Origin of the sequence: Gilliamella sp. B14448G11 (assembly GCF_016101765.1) — a bacterium.
In the GTDB taxonomy this organism is placed as follows: Bacteria; Pseudomonadota; Gammaproteobacteria; order Enterobacterales; family Orbaceae; genus Gilliamella; species Gilliamella apicola_N.
Map to the genome: position 1 here is coordinate 1 of NZ_JACFPX010000016.1, position 19,209 is coordinate 19,209.

Genomic DNA, 19,209 nt, shown 5'->3' on the forward strand with positions numbered 1-19,209 from the left:
CAGATGAATTGATTGAAAAAATAGAAGAATATATAGAATACTACAACACCAAACGGATTAAAGCCAAATTAAAAGGCCTGACTCCAGTTGAATATCGAAATCAGGCCTTACAAGCCGCTTAATAAAAGTGTCCAACTTTATGGGGTCACTTCAATTTAAGATTTTTAAATATAAATTAATTTTTTGAAACCAAAATAGTTTTGTCTAGAAGCGGAATAAATGTGGGCTGATCACAGTACTTACCCAGATGGATTAATCTTAAATTTATTAGTGATTCTTTTGGAAAAATGATGCAATAATACATTCAAGCGTTGTTATTATTTCATCTTTATTGATAGATTCAATTTGGGTTGAAGCTGAAGCCGAGTCATTAGAATAAAATTAAATAATTTGTTAATTCTATTATATTCCCTGACATCAGGAACTGAGCTCATTATCTAAACTTCTTGTTCATTGACAAAAAACAAGATCCATTTATGAGGAAAGTCCTTTTAGATACAAGTTGTTTTCAATTGATTGCCATGTGATAGATCTATCATTCGAAAATAGCAACAATTGGCTCTATTATCAATATAAATAAAGCCAATTAAAATCATTCATTAATCAACAATAACTCTACCATTCAATGGCTGAACAGGTCGGTTGTTGTCATGATGCATGGTTGAATGGAATTTTTGAATTTGTTCATCTGAAGCAGTTACTGCTTGTTCTAATACAATCCATCTAACACCTTCAGTACACGGTGGAGTTGTAAGTGAACCACTAAAGCGGTAATAATCTAATTTTTTAGGAAATAATGTGTTGATATCAACAGTTTTGTCTAAAATTATTTTATTATTCACTTCTGCTGGCATTTGTTGCCAAGCCTTCGCAATTTCAGGATTTGCTTCGCCGTTATTAAACATTAAGGCAACAACAGTAAGTTCTCCATCTTTATTTTTGTAAACAAAGTGGGCCTCCATTGGATAATGTTTACCTTTAATAGTATTTTCACTTGGTGTATGAAAATGAAATTGTTGTAACGTAAAAATCTGCTCATCTAATATTAACTGATTATTACCAGTAACATTAACCTGAATAGTATGTCCGTTGTTAACAATTTCTTGTTTACCTTTTTCAAAAGAAAACGTTAAATTCTCATGCTGAGTTTTTAAAACATTGTCAATGTTAATAGGTGACTGATTCTTACCGTTTTCGCATGTAGAAAATTCAGGTGATAATTTGCCCCAATTTTCTGGTTTTTCTTGACCTTCATAACCCCAATGCGAAGTATGATCTGCTGCACAAGATAGACTCGTTAACATGAGTGCTGCAATTACTATATTTCGTTTCATTTTAAATTTACATTAAAATATTAAATAAAAGAGAGTTAAATTATACGCCACAAAAAATAACCTTACCACAAACAATTAACATAATTTTTTCTTTTTTTTATTAATTATTTTATTGTTGAGCAAAGTAATTTCAAATCAATAAATCATCCAATCTAACTATTTTGTTTACAGCTATAGTTTATAATATTAATTATAAATCAATAATTTGACTTTTATAATGATGAAAAAGAGGATTATAATTCAAGGAGGAAAATTCATCTGGTATTATAAAAAATAATGATCGGTTACTAAAGATATAAATAATGAGTTTGTAGTATAATTTGCATTAAGTTTGGAAAAAACTGACAGAAAAAATAAAAAAGGGCAAAAAAGCCCTTTGTTGTTTAAATAAAATACTAGAAAGCGTAACGAATACCTGCTAATAAATCAATTGAACTTAGTTTAGCACTACCTTTTACATTAAAACCTTGAATATTTGTTTTTATAGAAGTTTTACCAGCATTAACATAACGAGCAGTAAAATCCACATCTAAATTTTCATCAATATTATAAGTCACACCAGCGGCTAAATTCCATGCAAATTTTGTTTTTGTATCTGACATGCCAACTGAACCAGATCCATCATAATAAACGCTTTCATATTGTGCTGAATATGTCTGATCCAATTTAGTGAAAGCAACACCTAATCCTGCACCAACAAAAGGAGTAACTGAACGATTAGTTTCAATATCATAGTATGCATTTACCATTAAAGTATGCATGCGAACTTTGTGACTGTCACTTGTTTTAAGATGATCGTCAGGCAAGACAACATCGCTATAGCCGTGACCATATTTCTTACTTGAATTACCGCGCATCGTATAAGATAACTCAGCACGTAGAGGAAGGTCATAATCATATTTGAAGTTATAACCAATATTTAATGCTCCTGCGATTTTGCCTTTCTTAAAAGATCCTATTTTAAAATCTTCAGAGTAATTATAATAAGATACCGTATCTTTAATACTGTTTGCTTTTAAAATACTCGCACCTAATTGACCGCCTAAATAAAGTCCTGTGGTATCAGTTTGAGCAAAAGCTGGAAAACAGGCGATAGTTGCCAAAGCAACAAGTGTTTTTTTCATATTTTATTTCCTTTCCTTTCCTTTTAAATTACTTTTATGTCATTCAATCGACTTAGCAAGTGTAAACCAGCAAATATCAGAAATCAATAAAAAAACCACTTATATCTTTTTATTAACTTATTGATATTAAGCAGATAATTATATAATAACTATTTTTAAATGAATTTTTACTCGATATCGAAAACGAAATATTTACAAAAGTCAAAGATAGCAGTTGATATTATTATATAAAGATATTCTAAAGTTAAATGATAAAAGGAAGGAATTTAGTAGAAAATTGGCTCCTCCAACAGGACTTGAACCTGTGACATACGGATTAACAGTCCGCCGTTCTACCGACTGAACTATGGAGGAACACTTGGGTTAAGATAGTAACGATCTATAACGATTATGTCAACGTGAAAAACATTAATTAAACTTAATTGCTCAGCTTGTAATCAAATTCAATCATAACATGTTAGAATAGATAAAATTATATAGTTAAGGTAAATAAAATAGTTATGAAAAAAAATATTTGTGTTTTTTGTGGAGCCAGTGAAGGTAATCGCCCAGAATATCACCTAGCTGCAGAACAATTAGGCATGTTAATTGCGAACCAAAATAGACGATTAATTTATGGTGGTGGAAATAAAGGTTTAATGGGTATTATCGCTAATTCTGTTTTAGATCATGGTGGTGAAGTTATTGGAATTATTCCTGAGCGGCTAGTCAAAGCCGAAACAGCACACCATAACATTACTCGTTTAGAAGTTGTTGAAAATATGCATCAACGTAAAGCGCGACTTTCTGAATTAGCAGATGGCTTTATTGCTATGCCAGGAGGAACAGGCACTTTAGAAGAAATCTTTGAAGTTTGGACTAGTATGCAAATTGGTTATCATGAAAAACCGGTTGCATTGTATAATCCAGCCAAATTTTGGCAACCTATGCTGGATTTTTTACAACATACTGTTGATGAAGGATTTGTTAGAGACAGTTTTTATAAAACTTTAATTGTGTCTGATGAGCCACAATCGATTCTACAAAAAATGGATGATTTTATTCCTAAAGATTTGCAACGTTGGGTAAAAAAATAATTCAAAAATAAAAAATGCCATCAATTGATGGCATTTTGCATTTAAATAAGTGATTTTAATTAGAAGCCATTTCTGCAGTTGATTCTGGCTGTTTTAGAACTGCATAACCAACACCAGCCACAAGAGAACCAATTAAAATGGATAATAAATAACCACCAACAGGTTTAACAACGCCTGGGATAGCTAAAGCGAATAATCCACCATGTGGAGTCATAAGTTGTGAACCAAATGCTAACGCTAAACCACCTGTAATTGCCCCACCAATAATACAACAAGGGATAACACGTAATGGATCTCGAGCAGCGAAAGGAATAGCCCCTTCAGAGATAAAGCATAAACCTAATACTAATGAAGCCTTACCACTTTCTTGTTCAGCTTTAGCAAATTTTTTACGAGCAATTAATGTAGCAATACCCATAGCCAAAGGAGGAACCATTCCGCCAGCCATAACCGCTGCCATCGGTGCGTATACTTGGGCCGAAATTAAGCCTGTACCAAATGCATAAGCAACTTTATTGATTGGTCCCCCCATATCAGTGCACATCATACCACCTAAAACTGCACCTAACAGAACTGCATTGGCTGTTCCCATTGATTTCAACCACTCAGTTAAAGCGCCCATTAGCCATGCGATCGGCGTACCAACAATAAACTGCATAACTAAGCCTGTAGCTAATGTCGCAAGTAATGGCACAATAAGAATTGGTTTTAATGCTTCAAGTGTTTTCGGTAATGGTAAATACTTAGCAATTAACATTGCTAAATAACCAGCAAAATAACCAATGACAATACCACCTAAGAAGCCCGCACCAGTAGAAACAGCAAGTAAACCACCTACAAGCCCTGGGGCTAAACCGGGTCTATCAGCAATAGAATAAGCAATATAACCAGCAAGTAAAGGTACCATCAGTGAGAATGCAAGCCCACCAATTTCTGCTAAATGAGATTCACCTACCAGTTTTTGTACGCCATCAACCATTTCAAATGAACCAAAAGCAAATGATAAAGCGATAATTAATCCACCTGCAACAACCATTGGTAACATGTAAGAGACACCAGTTAATAGATGCTGATAGAAACCTTTCTTCTCATTACTTGATTTTGCTGTTGAAGCAGAACTTGTTGGTTGATAGATTGTAGCTTCTTCAAAAGCTCTATCTAATTCTTGTGCAGTCTTTTTAAGAGCTGGACCGGTTTTAGTTCGGTACATCTTTTTACCTGCAAACTTACTTAAATTGACATCTATATCACATGCTACAATCACTACATCAGCAGAAGCCACCTCTTCTGGTGTTAATTCATTACCAACACCAACCGAACCACGCGTTTCAACTTTACACCACCACCCACGTTTTTTCGCTTCTTCTTCAATCGCTTCGGCTGCCATAAATGTATGAGCAACACCCGTTGGACAAGCGGTAACCGCAACAATACGTTTTACATCATTGCCTGATACAGAGCTTGTATTACTTTGTGTCGATTGTTCGAAAATAGAAGCTTTACTTTGTGCATCAATGAGTACTTGTTTAGGATCAGCAAAAATATCATTAAGATCACTAATAACATAAACCTTTTTACCGATAACTGTTTTATCACTGACATCACCTGAGCCAATAGCAACAGTTACGTCTGCAGATGCCACACTATCGACTATGTTTAAATTTAATGAATTAGCAGCTAAAACCAATTCGGCTTTAGCCAAACGTCCATTAACAGGGCCTGCATTACTACCCTCAATTATGTAAATATTCATGAATACTCCTATCCAGCAATGATTTCAATTTTATCCAACATATTGGTTACAGCCTGACGATCAGCAATACCAACTCCGGCTTGTCCAACAGATAACGCAGCAACACTTGAGGCGAAAACTAAAGTGTCTTTAATTGATTGATTGGTCATAAGTCCATACATTAATCCACCAACCATTGAATCACCTGCACCAACAGTACTTACTACCTGACATTTTGGTGGTTTTGCTAACCATGCTTCATGTTTAGTTACCCACAAAGCGCCTTTGCTACCGAGTGAAATGACAACGTTTTCTATACCTTCATTAATAAGTTCCATAGCCGCCGCTTTTATTTCAGCTAACGTTGATAATTTGCGTCCTACAAACATTTCAAGCTCTTTATCATTAGGTTTTATTAACCATGGCTTAGCTTTCAATCCTGCAACTAATGCATCGCGACTACTATCAAAGACAACTTTTGGACAAATTGTTTTAACTTGCTCCATCCACTTGGTGAATTTGTCGAGTGACACTCCTGCTGGTAAACTACCACTAATGGCGATCATATCAAAATCTTTTAACCATTCGAGAGAATCTGTAACAAAACGTTGCCAATCTTGTTCAGTAATAGTAAAACCAGAAAAATTTAGATCCGTTACTTCGCTATTTTCCTCAGTTAATTTAACATTAATGCGAGTACGACCCTCTACAGTTTGAAATTTATCTTCAACATTAAGTGAATTAAATAATAAATTAAAACCATCACGGTTTTCTTTACCTAAAAATCCTCCTAGTGTTAATTTAACATCTAAATCTGATAATACTTTGGCGACATTAATTCCTTTGCCAGCAGGTAGTAAAGCATTAGTTTGAACTAAGTTAACATCACCAAGCTCTACTTTGGGACAAAATCCTAAAAGGTCATAAGCAGGATTCAAAGTAATGGTTGCAACGCGATAATTCATTATTCAGTTCCCTCACCTAAGCCACTTTCAATCGCTTTTCCAATTGCATCTAGTGCTTGAGCAGCATCATCACCGACTGCTGTAAACTGTAATCGACTGCCTTTTTTAGCACCAAGGGCAACAATTTTCATTAAGCTTGTCGCACTAACTGGCTCTGCTTTACCATCAAGATTTGCAACAGTGACTTTACTTTTAAATTCTTTCACTAATTTAACTAATACCGATGATGGGCGAGTATGTAGACCATTTGCATTCGGAACAATAAATTCACGAGTTAATACTTGATTATTTGTATCTGAAGTTTGATTTGTAGCGGACAATTCAGTCTCAGGCTGATTTGAATCTGTAGATGGATGATTAGAAACCAATAAATCAATAATTTTATCGATATTGGCTGACAATAAAAGATCTAATTTTTTATTAAATGCTAAAGAGGCCAAATTATTTACAACGTCGGCAATAGCATCATTAATCATCGACATGGTGATAAGCAATTTAACTGGTTTACCATCTTCATTTAAATCACTTATTGTACGACTGATCGCTATCGCGTTTTTTAAATTACCTTCTTTACTATCATTAAACCAAACTCCACAACCCAAATAGTTTGGTTTATTCTCCAGCACACAAGTAATAAAATTAGTATTTACTGCATTTTGTTGTTTTAAACGTGAAGCATTTAACGCTTGTAATGTTCCTAAACTATCAGCTGGAATATCCAATAATAATGAAGATTCATTTACACTAAATTGGCTATCTTCTACGCTTGGTTTACCAGTTAAAATAGCAATTGCTTCATCTGCTGATTTAATGTTTTTAATGCGTTCTTCAACACCATCAGCGCTAAGCACATGTGTTAATTGACGAAGTAACTCCAAATGCTCATCAGAGCTAGCTGCAATACCGATGGCTAGATAAGCCTTTTCGCCATCATCACCCCATTCAACTCCGTTAGGAAAGCAAAAAACTTGCACACCTGTTTTTTTAACTAAATGACGAGTTTTAGTTGTACCATGAGGGATAGCAAGACCAATACCCAGATAAGTTGCTGCTTGATCTTCGCGTTCGAGCATTCCATCTACATATCCTTCCTCAACAAATCCTGCACTGGTTAAAGCAGCAGCTACTTTTTTTATCGCCTCAGTTTTGTTAGGGGCTTGTTCATTTAAATGGATATCTTCTTTAACTAAATGAAACATATAATAAATACCTCTGGGTTGCTATATTAAATCATCTAACATAATTCATATTATTTGCTTAAATAACGTTATTGAATCGTTTCAGCAATAATGACGAGAATTATATTAATTATCAAATAAATTATCTCTATTAATAGAAAATATGTGATCTGGATCTTCTTTTTGTATAAAAATTAACTAAATATTTTGTTAAAAAAACAATATGTTTTTTATAAAGTTCGATTCCGACTTAAACTACCACGGTAAATGAGTCGTCTTGGAATAACTGTGATTCCTGGTTGATAACTTTCATTTTGCAAACAATTTAATAACATTTTTATTGTCATTTTAGCAACTTCTTTATGATCTTGACAAAGAGATATAACTTTACAAGGTAAAAAATCCAATAATTCATTATCACCAAAAGTAGCAATAGTTAATGTTTCAGGTAAATGACCGAACTTTCTTAAGATTGCATCAATAGCCCCTTGAAGCAAAGAAAAAGACGTAGTAAAAATGCCGTCAGGCAATTCATGATTTTCTAACCATTGACTAAAAGCGATATCAGCGTCATGACGACTATAATTAGTTGCATATAAAAAATCAACTTTATTACTATTATCATGGTGATAACTATCAAATCTAATTTCGTTAAATCCATCTAGACGAAGTTGGCTAACTGATAAATTAGGTGAGGCACCAAGATAAACCATAGTACCCTGAACAACATCATTAAATGCTTGAGCCAAGGTTTTAGAATCTTGTTTATCCGCACCCACTATATTTCTAAATTTAGAAATGGGTAAAATTCTATCAAGAGCAAATAATGGAATTTTGGAGTTTTGCCAATCATCATAAAAAACATAGTCCTCGACAGAAACAAATGACGAGGAAATCACTAATGCATCAACTCGCCGTTGTTGAAGATGCTTAACGCACTCTTTTTCGATTTGGGGATCATCTTCTGAACATGAAAGTAGCACTTGATAACCTTCTTTTCTTATCAATTGCTCTAAATAATTGGCAATCCGAGTATAACTAATATTTTCTAAATCAGGAATAATAATGCCAATAGTATGGGTTTTACCCGCTCTTAATCCTGCAGCAACCGCATTGGGCTGATAATCATGCTCTTTAACAACTGACATTACTTTTTCAATTGTTTGATCACTAACGCGATATTTTTTTGCTTTTCCATTTATAACATAACTAGCCGTTGTTTTTGAAACGCCAGCTATCAGTGCGATTTCCTCTAATTTCATTATTATTATCTCGGCAAAAGTATTGTCATTTATTTAACATGAATCAGAGAAAATAGTAAACAATCGTTTCTCTATTTGATTGAACATATTTAATATTTTTATTACTCACAGTTAAATATCTATTAATAATAGATTGCAATATTTTGATCATGAACTTTTTCTATCTGAATAGGAGTATCGAAAATATCTTCTAAAATAGTAGAGTCCATTATCTGATCTGGATTTCCTTGATAAATTAATTCTCCATTTTTCATTGCTAGAATATAGTTGGAATAGACCGAAGCAAAATTAATATCGTGAATGACAATAACAATCGTTTTACCCAATTCATCAGCAGCTCGACGTAACTGTTTCATCATTGCAACAGCATGCTTCATATCAAGGTTATTTAATGGTTCATCAAGTAATACATATTCTGTGTCTTGACAAAGTACCATTGCAACATAAGCACGTTGACGTTGCCCACCAGAAAGCTCATCTAAAAATCGATCTTTATATTCAGTCAAATTCAAAAATTCAAGAGCCCGATTAATATGTACTAAATCATCTTTATTTAATCGCCCTTTGCTATAAGGATAACGGCCAAATCCAACTAACTCAAAAACAGTAAGTCTGCTGGTAAAACGATTTTCTTGCCTTAATACTGAAAGATAGGTTGCAAGTTTATCGCTTGGCGTATTAACAACATCCATATTTTGAATTTTTACTAGCCCCTCATCAGCAAGCAATAAACGACTAATAATTGATAATAGTGTTGATTTACCTGCACCATTTGGACCAATAATCGCTGTAATACCACCTTGTGATATTGTTGCACTCACATTTTTTAATACCTGTATAGTTTGATATTTTTTACTAATATTATCAATTTCTATCACATTGGAACCTTTTTCAATAATAAGAAGATAAACAATGAACCACCAATAAATTCAATTACAATAGATAATGCACCTACCATGTTTAAGACATGTTCTAAAAACATCTGTCCACCAACAAGAAAAATTACACCTAATAAAAAAGCTGTTGGTAATAAAAAACGATGCTGGCTTGAACCACTAATGCTATAAGCTAAATTGGCAATAAGCAGGCCAAGAAAAGTAAAAGGACCAACTAGTGCCGTTGATATTGCAACTAATACCGAAACAAGTAATAAAATAATGGTGACACTTTTTTGATAATCGACGCCCAAATTGATGGCATTATCACGCCCTAACGCTAATACATCGAACCTAAACCGCATCCGCCATAAAAAAAGCCCTATAACTGTGGCAATAATTAATGAAAAGATAATTAACATAGGTTCAGCTCGAGTAAATGTTGCAAAAATTCGGCTTTGCAATACAGCAAATTCAGTTGGTGTCATTAACCTCTGTAACAAATTAGAAAAACTACGAAATAGCGTGCCTAAAATGATCCCAATTAATAAAACTAAATGAAGATTCTGTTTGAGCTTGGTAAATAATCCTCGATACAAAAATAGAGAAAATAAAATTAATAACAATGATTCAAAAATAAATTTACCAATAATTCCAATATAAGGAATACCTTGAGCATCAATAAAAAAGACGACCACCGTTTGAATCAATACAAACAAAGATTCAAATCCCATTATAGAGGGTGTCAAAATTCGATTATTAGTAACAGTTTGGAAAAGCAGAGTCGAAGTTGCTGCAGAAAAAGCCACTAAAATCATGGTTAAGACAATCCAAGCCCGATGACTTAAAATATAACTAATATTACCTTTTAAATTAAATGTCATAAAAAAAACAATACAAAAAACGGCAATACCTAGTAATAATAATATTGTTTTTCGACTTGAAATAAGGCGTTTTTGATTAACTAGCATGACGTTTTTTACTCAACAACACTAAAAAAATAATAGCCCCTACCACACCAAGAATAACACTAACGGGAATTTCAAACGGATAGCGAATAACTCGCCCGATAATATCGCAAAATAAAACCAATCCACTTCCGAATAAACATATCCAAGGTATGGTTTTACGAACGTTATCACCAAATATCAAACTGACAATGTTAGGTACAATTAATCCTAAAAATGGCAATACTCCAACAACGACAACGACGATGCCACCAATAAGAGCTATAACAATAAGTCCAGTTAGCATGACTTGGTTATAATTAAGCCCGACATTGACAGAAAAATCACGCCCTAATCCCGCAACGGTAAAACGATCTGCGCTCCAACATGCAAGTAAGGTAATGCCCCCAACTAGCCACAATAGCTCGTAACGACCTTGTAAAATACCTGAAAAATCACCTGATTCCCAGCCTCCAAGTGATTGCAGTAAATCAAAATACATAGCAAAAAAAGTACAAATTGCACTAATCACTGCACCAAGCATTATCCCAACAAGAGGTACCATAAGTGCAGATTTAAAAATAATTTTGCGAGAAATAAACATGAATAATACAGTGCCGGCCATAGCAAATAAACTTGCTACCACCATTTTCATCATAACACTTGCGCCCGGAGCAAGTACCATCATCACTAATAACCCTAAACTAGCTGATTGAGTAGTACCTACTAGAGACGGTTCGACAAATCGATTTTGGGTAAGTAGTTGCATAATTAAACCGGCAACACTCATCGCGCTACCAGCTAAGAGTAAAGCCACCGTTCTAGGAACGCGGCTAACAAAAAAGATTTGTCGCATATTACCGTCAGACCAAAGATCGACTAACGTTACATGCCCTGCACCAATAAACAAACTTAATGCAGTCATTGCTAATAAAAAAACAATGCCTGCAATAAAATAAACTGTTTTAGTCATGGTTTATTTAGTTTGCTGATGTTTTTTCTAAAACATCACTTATTTGGTCCATTAAACGACTATAAGTTTGGATACCGCCAGAAATATACATTGATGTAGAATCTAAATAAACAATATGGTTTTGTTGCCATGCATCCGTTTTCTGAATTAATTCATTATCTAAAACTTGCTGGGCTGATTGAGCTTCTTTATTACCAATTGCATTGTCTCTATCTAGAACAAATAACCATTGAGGATTAACGCTTAATACAAACTCAGAAGTTACTGCATTACCATGACGTCCCGCTTCTTGGAATATTGTTGCAGGTTTAAAACCTAGTACATCGAAAATAAAACCAAAACGCGATTTTGGTCCATAAGCAGACATTTTGCCACCATTAATCATAATAACTAAAGCGGTTCCTGCTGTGCTTGCTTTTGGATTTAACTGTTCAATTTTTTGGTTAAAATCGGCAAGTAATTTTTTTGCTTCTTCTTGTTTACCAAAAATGTTACCTAACTGTTCAGTACGCTCTGTTAAGCAAGCTAAGAAATTATTAGGATCTAGATCAAGTGAGATTGTTGGTGCAATATCACTTAATTTTTTATAGACATCATTTGCACGTCCACCAGCAATAATCACATCGGGTTGAAGTGTGCTTAGTACTTCATAATTTGGCTCAAATAAAGTACCAACATTAGTATACGTTTTATCTGCATATTTTGATAAAAAATCTGGGAAATGTACATCTGATTGAGGAACTGCCGTGACAGGAATATTTAATGCATCGATAATATCTAATGTTGCGGTATTAAATACTACCACTTTTTTTGGATTTTCAGGTACCTCAGTTTTACCTTGGGAATGTTCAACAACGATTGATGTTTTATTAGCGGCTGGCGCATCTTTTTTATCGTCACAACCAACCAATGCAAATAAAGCGGCTAGTAATACTAAAAATTTAACTTTGATAGATGAATACATTGTAACTCCTAATTATTAGCTTAGTTCAAAAGCACATAAATGATAAATAAAATAAAAATAATTATCATTTGCACCAAATTGTAACTAAAAATAAATAAGTGTTCAATGAACTTTAAACAAACAGCAAAATAATACCAAAAAAATTGATAAAAACAGTAATTTTTAAAGTTGAAACAATGAGTTTTTATAAAAACCGCATATATTATTAATAATTACTTATCATCAGATAACTCTTTAAGCTTTCTCGTCAACGTATTACGTCCCCAACCTAATAAATGTGCAGCATCTTGTTTATGTCCACGAGTAAAATTCAAAGCACAATTTAATAAAATACGCTCAACATCAGTAACTGCCTCTGTTAAAATGCCAACCTTGCCAGCAAGTAAGGCTTCTTTAGCCCAATGTTCGAGCTGATATTGCCAATCAATATTTTTTTGTACTTGATTACTCTGTTGAATGCTAACTTCCTGACTTGTGACGTTTTTAGGTACAGTTAATTGCAATAACTCTGGCGGTAAATCTTGTACAAGTATTTCTTTACTTGAAGACATAACTGTAACCCAACGGCAAGTGTTCTCAAGTTGGCGAACATTACCTGGCCAATTAAACTGACATAATACATCTAAGGCTTCAACACTAAATACTTTACTTTCTACCCCTAATTCTTTTGCTGTAGTATTTAAAAAATGTGCTGCCAGTTTTGGAATATCTTGAGCCCTATCGCGTAGTGGGGGTAATAAAATACGAATTACATTTAGACGATGAAACAGATCATCTCTAAATTTTCCTTCTCTGACTCTTGCTTCTAAATCTTGGTGAGTTGCAGCGATAATACGTACATCGACTTTGACGGGTGAATATCCCCCAATACGATAAAACTGCCCATCAGCTAACACTCTTAATAATCTGGTTTGCACATCAAGAGGCATATCACCAATTTCATCTAAAAATAACGTTCCACCATTAGCTTGTTCAAATCGTCCATGACGAATTTGTGCTGCCCCAGTAAAGGCACCTTTTTCATGCCCAAATAGTTCTGATTCAATGAGGTCTTTAGGGATAGCAGCCATATTAAGTGCAATAAATGGCGATTGTGATCGAGGACTATGAGTATGCAGAGCTTTGGCGACCAGTTCTTTACCCGTTCCAGACTCTCCATTAATCAAAACACTTATTGATGATTTAGATAAACGACCAATAATACGAAACACTTCTTGCATAGAAGGCGCTTCACCAATAATACCAGTGGACGCTTTAGCGGTGGTATTACTACTGTTTTTTTTACTTTGAGTTTGTAGTATAGCTCGCTCTACGAGTTGAATAACTTCATCAACATCAAAGGGTTTAGGAATATAATCATAAGCTCCTCTTTGATATGCATTCACTGCTGCATCAAGATCTGAATGAGCTGTCATAATAATAACAGGTAAGTCAGGATATTGTTCTTTAACATGGTGAAGTAATGTAAAGCCATCCAGCCCTGGCATTTTAATATCTGAGATTAAAACTGCAGGTTTTTGTGGATTAGTAACTAAAGCATCTATCGCTTCTTGACCACTTGAAAAAGTAATACAGTTAAAATGAGCATTGGTTAATGCTTTTTCTAATACCCAACGAATAGAACTATCATCATCAACTATCCAAACATTCATTTTAATTTACCTCACTGCTTAATTGGCAGATAGACAGAAAATTCTGTATGCCCCGGCCAACTATTAAATTCAATTTTACCGTGATGTTGATCGACAATATTATGTGCAATCGAAAGTCCAATTCCAGTACCACCTTCATAACCACTTACCATTGGATAAAACAGTGTATCTTGTATATGAACAGGAACACCTGGTCCATTGTCTTCAATATCTATACGCGCGCATAGACGATAACGCTGCCCATGTAAAGTAACTTGAAACGCTGTTCTTGTTCTAATTGTTATCGTTCCGCTTTTAGTACCAATAGCTTGTAAAGCATTACGAGCAATATTTAAAATCACTTGCTCAATCTGCTCTGAATCATGAATGAATTCGGGCAAACTGGGATCATAATCACGTAAAATTACAACATTGATTGGCTTTTCCAGACAAAGCAGTGCATATATTCGTTCAATTGCTTTATGAATATTCTGTTCTTTTTGCTGCAATCGCTGTTGGGGGCCAAGTAACCTATCAACAAGATTCCTTAATCTATCTGCTTGTTCAATAATTACTTGCGTATAATCTTGCAATTCATTTTTAGGTAGTTCGCGTGATAATAACTGAGCGGCACCTCTAAGACCTCCAAGTGGATTTTTAATTTCATGAGCAAGCCCCCTAACTAATTCACGAGCTGCACTTTGTTGGGCTTGTTGTAATTGCTCTTGGCTTAACCGCTTATGATTATTTAACGGCGCCATTTCGATCAATACATGACCGTTTGTTAGTAATTGTGCCGTTAACGATAAGATATGTAATTCATTGTTAACAACTAAGTTAACTTCGTTATCCGTAAAACCTTGATTTTTTTCTAATGCACTCAGCATTAATTCAATATCTAAAGAAAAATAGCTCAATAAATCTGGGAAACAACTTTCTAATAATTTTTTGGAACTTTGCGCCAATAATTGTTGCGCAGCAGTATTAGCATAAAGAATATTGAGTTTTTTATCTAATAACAAAATACTTGTGATCATCGAATCGAGAACAAGATTAGCATCAGATTCATTATCAAATGTCATCGTTGGATTTCCGTCCCCTTTGGAAACCACCACTAACTAAATAGTGGTGATTAAGGAATAAAATGTTTACTTATAGACTATAGTACAATTCAAATTCAACTGGATGTGGCGTCATGCGAACACGATCAACATCTTGACGTTTTAAATCGATATAGGCATCAATAGTATCATTAGTAAATACGTTGCCACGAGTTAAGAATTCACGATCTGAATTTAATGCTTCTAATGCCTCTTCAAGTGAGCCTGCTACTTGTGGAATTAATTTAGATTCTTCTGGCGGTAAATCATATAAGTTCTTATCCATTGCATCACCTGGGTGAATTTTATTGATAATACCATCTAAACCAGCCATTAGCTGCGCTGCAAATGCTAAGTATGGATTCGCTGCCGGATCTGGGAAACGAACTTCAATACGACGAGCTTTAGGGCTTGTAACAACAGGAATACGAATTGATGCAGAACGGTTACGTGCTGAATAAGCAAGCATAACAGGCGCTTCATAACCTGGTACTAAACGTTTATAAGAGTTAGTGGCTGGGTTAGTAAATGCATTGATCGCTTTAGCATGTTTAATAATTCCACCAATATAAAACAGTGCCATTTCAGATAGACCCGCATATTTATCACCCGCAAAAAGATTTACGCCGTCTTTAGCAAGTGATTGGTGACAGTGCATACCTGAACCATTATCACCAAATATTGGTTTTGGCATAAACGTTGCTGTTTTACCATAGGCATGAGCAACATTTTGAACTACATATTTATAAATTTGAACTTCATCAGCTTTTTTAGTTAATGTGTTAAAACGGCAAGCAATTTCGTTCTGACCAGCTGTAGCTACTTCATGGTGATGAGCTTCAACAACTAAACCAAGTTGTTCCATAATTAAGCACATTTCAGAGCGAATATCTTGTGATGAATCAACTGGTGGAAGTGGAAAATAACCACCTTTTACACCAGGACGATGCCCTTTGTTACCTTCTTCATATTTAGTACCCGAATTCCAAGCTGCTTCAATATCATCGATATGAACAAAACTGCCTGACATCGGCGAACCAAAACGTACATCATCAAATAAAAAGAACTCTGGTTCTGGTCCAAAAATAACGGTGTCAGCAATACCAGATGATTTTAAGAAGTCTTCTGCACGTTTAGCTATTGAACGAGGATCACGATCATAGCCTTGCAATGTAGCTGGTTCTAAGACATCACAACGTATATTTAATGTCGTGTCTTCAAAAAATGGGTCAATAACAGCGCTTGATGCATCTGGCATTAATACCATATCTGATTCATTAATACCTTTCCAACCTGCAATTGATGAGCCATCAAACATCTTACCATCTTCAAAAAAATCAGTATCAATTTGACTAACAGGAATAGTAACGTGTTGTTCTTTACCTTTAGTATCAGTAAAACGTAAATCAACAAATTTCACATCATTATCTTTAATTAGCGTTAAAACTCTTTGTATAGACATGTATCTTCTCCATTGAGGACAAATAATTGTTCAGTTTAAAAGGCATTCTTGCCGAGTTGTATTCTATTATGCAAATATGATGCCATTTTTCGACCATACTATTTTAGTGGATTTATCTTCAATAATAGTAACATAAATATACAAATTGCACTAAATTAAAGCAACAAGCACCAAATCAACGCACCAAAATTAATCATCGACCTAAAATGATCGTTTTCAATGCCCTAAAATAGAAAAATTTTACTATATTAATCATTATTCAAAATTTATTTCTGATTTTTAAATTGACGTTTTTCTTGGTTTATTTAGTTTATAGCCATCTAATCACCAAACATCATGAATTATAAAAATAATACGGAAATTAGATTTTAGATCAAATTACACAAATAAAATGGCCTCATAAAAAACATAAAATTAAAATAACCTATTTAAATTATGTATCACTCTAATCGAAAAATTAAATTAACATGGTTGCATGTAAATTAAGTTTTCTCTTTTAAGCACTGTATTTCAATGCATAATACCGTTATAATCTTGTCTTATTATTAAAAAATTAGGTAATTATATAAGTATGGACTTTATAACACTCGAAATTCTACCTTTTGTAAAAAATCATCTTTTGCTTTCATTAGGTTGGATTGCGCTATTTATCACAATTATCGTATTAACGATTAAAGGTAAATTATCAAAGGTTAAAATTATTGATAATGCTCAAGCGATCCATATGATTAACAGAGAAAATGCAGTTATTATTGATATTAGAACTGCAGATAGTTTTAAAAAGGGGCATATCACTGACGCTCATAATATTTTGCCTATCGATATTAAAAATTCCAGTTCAAAATTAATTGAAAAATTTAAAGAAAACACCATAATTTTGGTTGACGAAAATGGTTTATCATCTGCTAGCATTGGTGAAACACTTATCAAACAAGGCTTTTTAAATGTGTCTGTGTTAAAAGATGGCATTGCTGGCTGGAATGGCGAAAATTTACCACTTGTAAAAAAATAATATTATTCAAAAATAAGGTTTTATCATGACAGAACAAAATAATACCCAACAACCTGAAACACAATTCGCAATTCAACGTATTTACACTAAAGATGTTTCATTTGAAACTAATAATGTACCTGAAATTTTTACTAAACAGTGGCAACCAGATATGAATTTAGAATTAAATTCATCTTCGCAAACCTTAAATGAAGGCGTTTATGAAGTTGCACTACGTGTTACTGTAACGGTAAAACAGCAAGAAGAAATTGTATATATTTGTGAAGTGACTCAAGCAGGTATTTTTTCACTTATCGGATTTGATGAAAGCCAAGTTCAACATTGTGTTGGCTCTTATTGTCCAAATATTTTGTTCCCTTACGCACGTGAAGTGATTTCAAGTTTAGTAAATAAAGGTTCATTCCCACAAGTGAATTTAGAACCCGTAAATTTTGAAGCGTTGTATATGAATTATATTCAGCAACAAGCTGAAGCTGAATCTACTGAAACATTGCAATAGTTATATTATTTGAATTAATAAAAAGTTTTGGATTATTATGAAAAAAAATGCTGCTGTGACAGTTATTGGAGCGGGTTCTTATGGAACGTCTTTGGCTATCTTACTAGCACGAAATGGTCATCCTACGTTATTGTGGGGACATAACCCAGATAAAATGACTGTTTTGCAGCATGACAGGCAAAATAAGCAGTTTTTGCCAGATATACCTTTTCCTGATCTGTTACAAATTGAAAGAAATTTAAAAACCGCCGTATTAGCTGCACCTATTTTACTAATTGTCGTACCAAGTCATGCTTTTGCCAGCATCCTAAAACAAATTAAACCTTTCTTACGTAAAGATAGCAAAATTGTTTGGGCAACAAAAGGGCTTGAAGTTGATACAGGCAGATTGTTACAAGATGTAGCTAAAGAAATTCTAGGTGATAAAATTCCATTAGCGGTTATTTCTGGACCAACGTTTGCTAAAGAGGTAGCTTCTGGTTCACCAACAGCAGTAACTGTCGCATCAACCAATGAGCAATTTTTAACCGAATTACAAAATCTATTTCACTGTAGTAAAAGTTTTCGTGTTTACAGCAGTAAAGACTTTATTGGAGTACAACTTGGCGGGGCAATAAAAAATGTTATTGCTATTGGTGCAGGTCTGTCAGACGGTTTAGGCTTTGGTGCTAATGCCAGAACAGCGTTAATCACCCGGGGTCTTGCCGAAATGATGCGTTTAGGTGCAGTATTAGGTGCTGATCCTGCAACTTTTATGGGAATGGCAGGACTTGGTGATTTAGTTTTAACTTGTACAGATAATCAATCTCGTAACCGTCGCTTTGGAATATTACTTGGTCAGAATAAATCTATTCAAGAGGCTCAAGATATTATTGCCCAAGTTGTCGAAGGTTGTAAAAATACCAAAGAAGTTTGGTCACTTGCACAAAAATACCATGTTGATATGCCTATCACTGAACAGATTTATAAAATTTTATATGAACATAAAGATCCTAAACAAGCAGCAATGGCATTGCTTGGACGTTCTCAAAAAGAAGAGTTAAAAAGTTAGTTTTTTACTTAAACGTATAGTTAA

18 protein-coding genes and 1 tRNA gene are annotated in these 19,209 nt (G+C 34.0%); 5 read left to right on the forward strand and 14 right to left on the reverse strand.

Going from position 1 to position 19,209, the window contains the following annotated elements; translation table 11 throughout:
* Nucleotides 1-122: IS3 family transposase (locus H3S88_RS10185; RefSeq protein WP_144092339.1), on the forward strand; the 122-nt coding region annotated here is incomplete at its 5' end.
* A gap of 477 nt (nt 123-599) precedes the next feature.
* Here H3S88_RS10185 and H3S88_RS10190 read toward each other — a convergent pair.
* The 3 genes from H3S88_RS10190 to H3S88_RS10200 form a co-directional block, all read right to left on the reverse strand.
* Nucleotides 600-1,334, reverse strand: coding sequence for a carbonic anhydrase (locus tag H3S88_RS10190; RefSeq protein WP_198228652.1), 735 nt, complete (start codon nt 1,332-1,334; stop codon nt 600-602).
* A gap of 395 nt (nt 1,335-1,729) precedes the next feature.
* Nucleotides 1,730-2,458: an outer membrane protein gene (locus H3S88_RS10195; RefSeq protein WP_198228653.1), complete on the reverse strand. Its 729-nt coding sequence runs from the start codon at nt 2,456-2,458 to the stop codon at nt 1,730-1,732.
* A gap of 278 nt (nt 2,459-2,736) precedes the next feature.
* Nucleotides 2,737-2,812: transfer RNA gene (locus H3S88_RS10200), tRNA-Asn, on the reverse strand.
* A gap of 146 nt (nt 2,813-2,958) precedes the next feature.
* Between H3S88_RS10200 and H3S88_RS10205 the strand changes: the two genes are divergently transcribed.
* Nucleotides 2,959-3,534: a TIGR00730 family Rossman fold protein gene (locus tag H3S88_RS10205; protein WP_198228654.1), complete on the forward strand. Its 576-nt coding sequence runs from the start codon at nt 2,959-2,961 to the stop codon at nt 3,532-3,534.
* A gap of 55 nt (nt 3,535-3,589) precedes the next feature.
* Here the strand turns inward: H3S88_RS10205 and fruA are convergent, their stop codons facing one another.
* From fruA to glnA, 11 genes are all read right to left on the reverse strand, one after another.
* Entirely contained in the window at nt 3,590-5,287 is a 1,698-nt protein-coding gene (gene fruA / locus H3S88_RS10210) for a PTS fructose transporter subunit IIBC (RefSeq protein WP_198228655.1), read from the reverse strand.
* 8 nt (nt 5,288-5,295) lie between these two features.
* Entirely contained in the window at nt 5,296-6,231 is a 936-nt protein-coding gene (gene fruK, locus H3S88_RS10215; protein ID WP_086327083.1) for a 1-phosphofructokinase, read from the reverse strand.
* The gene (gene fruB, locus H3S88_RS10220) at nt 6,231-7,430 is read right to left on the reverse strand and encodes a fused PTS fructose transporter subunit IIA/HPr protein (RefSeq protein WP_198228656.1); all 1,200 of its coding nucleotides are present in this window, start codon (nt 7,428-7,430) and stop codon (nt 6,231-6,233) included. The genes fruK and fruB overlap by 1 nt, the downstream gene beginning before the upstream one ends.
* A 209-nt stretch (nt 7,431-7,639) precedes the next feature.
* Nucleotides 7,640-8,671, reverse strand: coding sequence for a catabolite repressor/activator (gene cra, locus H3S88_RS10225; protein WP_198228657.1), 1,032 nt, complete (start codon nt 8,669-8,671; stop codon nt 7,640-7,642).
* A gap of 122 nt (nt 8,672-8,793) precedes the next feature.
* Nucleotides 8,794-9,549 (reverse strand): ABC transporter ATP-binding protein, encoded by a 756-nt coding sequence (locus H3S88_RS10230; RefSeq protein ID WP_198228658.1) that lies wholly within the window; start codon nt 9,547-9,549, stop codon nt 8,794-8,796.
* On the reverse strand, nt 9,546-10,517 hold the full coding sequence (locus H3S88_RS10235) for an iron chelate uptake ABC transporter family permease subunit (RefSeq protein WP_198228659.1): 972 nt from the start codon (nt 10,515-10,517) through the stop codon (nt 9,546-9,548). The genes H3S88_RS10230 and H3S88_RS10235 overlap by 4 nt, the downstream gene beginning before the upstream one ends.
* Nucleotides 10,507-11,466, reverse strand: a complete 960-nt coding sequence (locus tag H3S88_RS10240; protein ID WP_198228660.1) for an ABC transporter permease — start codon at nt 11,464-11,466, stop codon at nt 10,507-10,509. The genes H3S88_RS10235 and H3S88_RS10240 overlap by 11 nt, the downstream gene beginning before the upstream one ends.
* A 7-nt stretch (nt 11,467-11,473) precedes the next feature.
* Complete coding sequence (locus H3S88_RS10245; RefSeq protein ID WP_198228661.1) at nt 11,474-12,430, reverse strand: siderophore ABC transporter substrate-binding protein; 957 nt, start codon at nt 12,428-12,430, stop codon at nt 11,474-11,476.
* Between the two features lie 212 nt (nt 12,431-12,642).
* Nucleotides 12,643-14,082 carry a nitrogen regulation protein NR(I) gene (gene glnG / locus H3S88_RS10250; RefSeq protein WP_198228662.1) on the reverse strand — a complete coding sequence of 480 codons (1,440 nt, stop codon included), beginning with the start codon at nt 14,080-14,082 and terminating at the stop codon, nt 12,643-12,645.
* Between the two features lie 11 nt (nt 14,083-14,093).
* Complete coding sequence (gene glnL / locus H3S88_RS10255; protein ID WP_198228663.1) at nt 14,094-15,143, reverse strand: nitrogen regulation protein NR(II); 1,050 nt, start codon at nt 15,141-15,143, stop codon at nt 14,094-14,096.
* Nucleotides 15,144-15,213: 70 nt separating this feature from the next.
* Complete coding sequence (gene glnA, locus H3S88_RS10260) at nt 15,214-16,623, reverse strand: glutamate--ammonia ligase (RefSeq protein ID WP_065738486.1); 1,410 nt, start codon at nt 16,621-16,623, stop codon at nt 15,214-15,216.
* A gap of 571 nt (nt 16,624-17,194) precedes the next feature.
* Between glnA and H3S88_RS10265 the strand changes: the two genes are divergently transcribed.
* Genes H3S88_RS10265 through gpsA form a run of 3 tightly spaced genes read left to right on the forward strand, consistent with a single transcriptional unit; the run spans nt 17,195 to nt 19,185 of the window.
* Nucleotides 17,195-17,635 (forward strand): rhodanese-like domain-containing protein, encoded by a 441-nt coding sequence (locus tag H3S88_RS10265; RefSeq protein WP_039126642.1) that lies wholly within the window; start codon nt 17,195-17,197, stop codon nt 17,633-17,635.
* A 25-nt stretch (nt 17,636-17,660) separates the two neighbouring features.
* Nucleotides 17,661-18,134 (forward strand): protein-export chaperone SecB, encoded by a 474-nt coding sequence (secB, locus tag H3S88_RS10270; protein WP_039126645.1) that lies wholly within the window; start codon nt 17,661-17,663, stop codon nt 18,132-18,134.
* Between the two features lie 37 nt (nt 18,135-18,171).
* A complete protein-coding gene (gene gpsA, locus H3S88_RS10275; protein WP_232352550.1) occupies nt 18,172-19,185 on the forward strand; it encodes an NAD(P)H-dependent glycerol-3-phosphate dehydrogenase in 1,014 nt (337 codons plus the stop codon).
* Nucleotides 19,186-19,209: the final 24 nt, after the last annotated feature.

Excerpts from the sequence above, each read along its gene's own strand:
- H3S88_RS10190 (WP_198228652.1), bottom strand. The coding sequence starts at position 1,334 with ATGAAACGAAATATAGTAATTGCAGCACTCATGTTAACGAGTCTATCT.
- H3S88_RS10195 (WP_198228653.1), bottom strand. The coding sequence starts at position 2,458 with ATGAAAAAAACACTTGTTGCTTTGGCAACTATCGCCTGTTTTCCAGCT.
- H3S88_RS10205 (WP_198228654.1), top strand. The coding sequence starts at position 2,959 with ATGAAAAAAAATATTTGTGTTTTTTGTGGAGCCAGTGAAGGTAATCGC.
- fruA (WP_198228655.1), bottom strand. The coding sequence starts at position 5,287 with ATGAATATTTACATAATTGAGGGTAGTAATGCAGGCCCTGTTAATGGA.
- fruK (WP_086327083.1), bottom strand. The coding sequence starts at position 6,231 with ATGAATTATCGCGTTGCAACCATTACTTTGAATCCTGCTTATGACCTT.
- fruB (WP_198228656.1), bottom strand. The coding sequence starts at position 7,430 with ATGTTTCATTTAGTTAAAGAAGATATCCATTTAAATGAACAAGCCCCT.
- cra (WP_198228657.1), bottom strand. The coding sequence starts at position 8,671 with ATGAAATTAGAGGAAATCGCACTGATAGCTGGCGTTTCAAAAACAACG.
- H3S88_RS10235 (WP_198228659.1), bottom strand. The coding sequence starts at position 10,517 with ATGCTAGTTAATCAAAAACGCCTTATTTCAAGTCGAAAAACAATATTA.
- H3S88_RS10240 (WP_198228660.1), bottom strand. The coding sequence starts at position 11,466 with ATGACTAAAACAGTTTATTTTATTGCAGGCATTGTTTTTTTATTAGCA.
- H3S88_RS10245 (WP_198228661.1), bottom strand. The coding sequence starts at position 12,430 with ATGTATTCATCTATCAAAGTTAAATTTTTAGTATTACTAGCCGCTTTA.
- glnG (WP_198228662.1), bottom strand. The coding sequence starts at position 14,082 with ATGAATGTTTGGATAGTTGATGATGATAGTTCTATTCGTTGGGTATTA.
- glnL (WP_198228663.1), bottom strand. The coding sequence starts at position 15,143 with ATGACATTTGATAATGAATCTGATGCTAATCTTGTTCTCGATTCGATG.
- glnA (WP_065738486.1), bottom strand. The coding sequence starts at position 16,623 with ATGTCTATACAAAGAGTTTTAACGCTAATTAAAGATAATGATGTGAAA.
- H3S88_RS10265 (WP_039126642.1), top strand. The coding sequence starts at position 17,195 with ATGGACTTTATAACACTCGAAATTCTACCTTTTGTAAAAAATCATCTT.
- secB (WP_039126645.1), top strand. The coding sequence starts at position 17,661 with ATGACAGAACAAAATAATACCCAACAACCTGAAACACAATTCGCAATT.
- gpsA (WP_232352550.1), top strand. The coding sequence starts at position 18,172 with ATGAAAAAAAATGCTGCTGTGACAGTTATTGGAGCGGGTTCTTATGGA.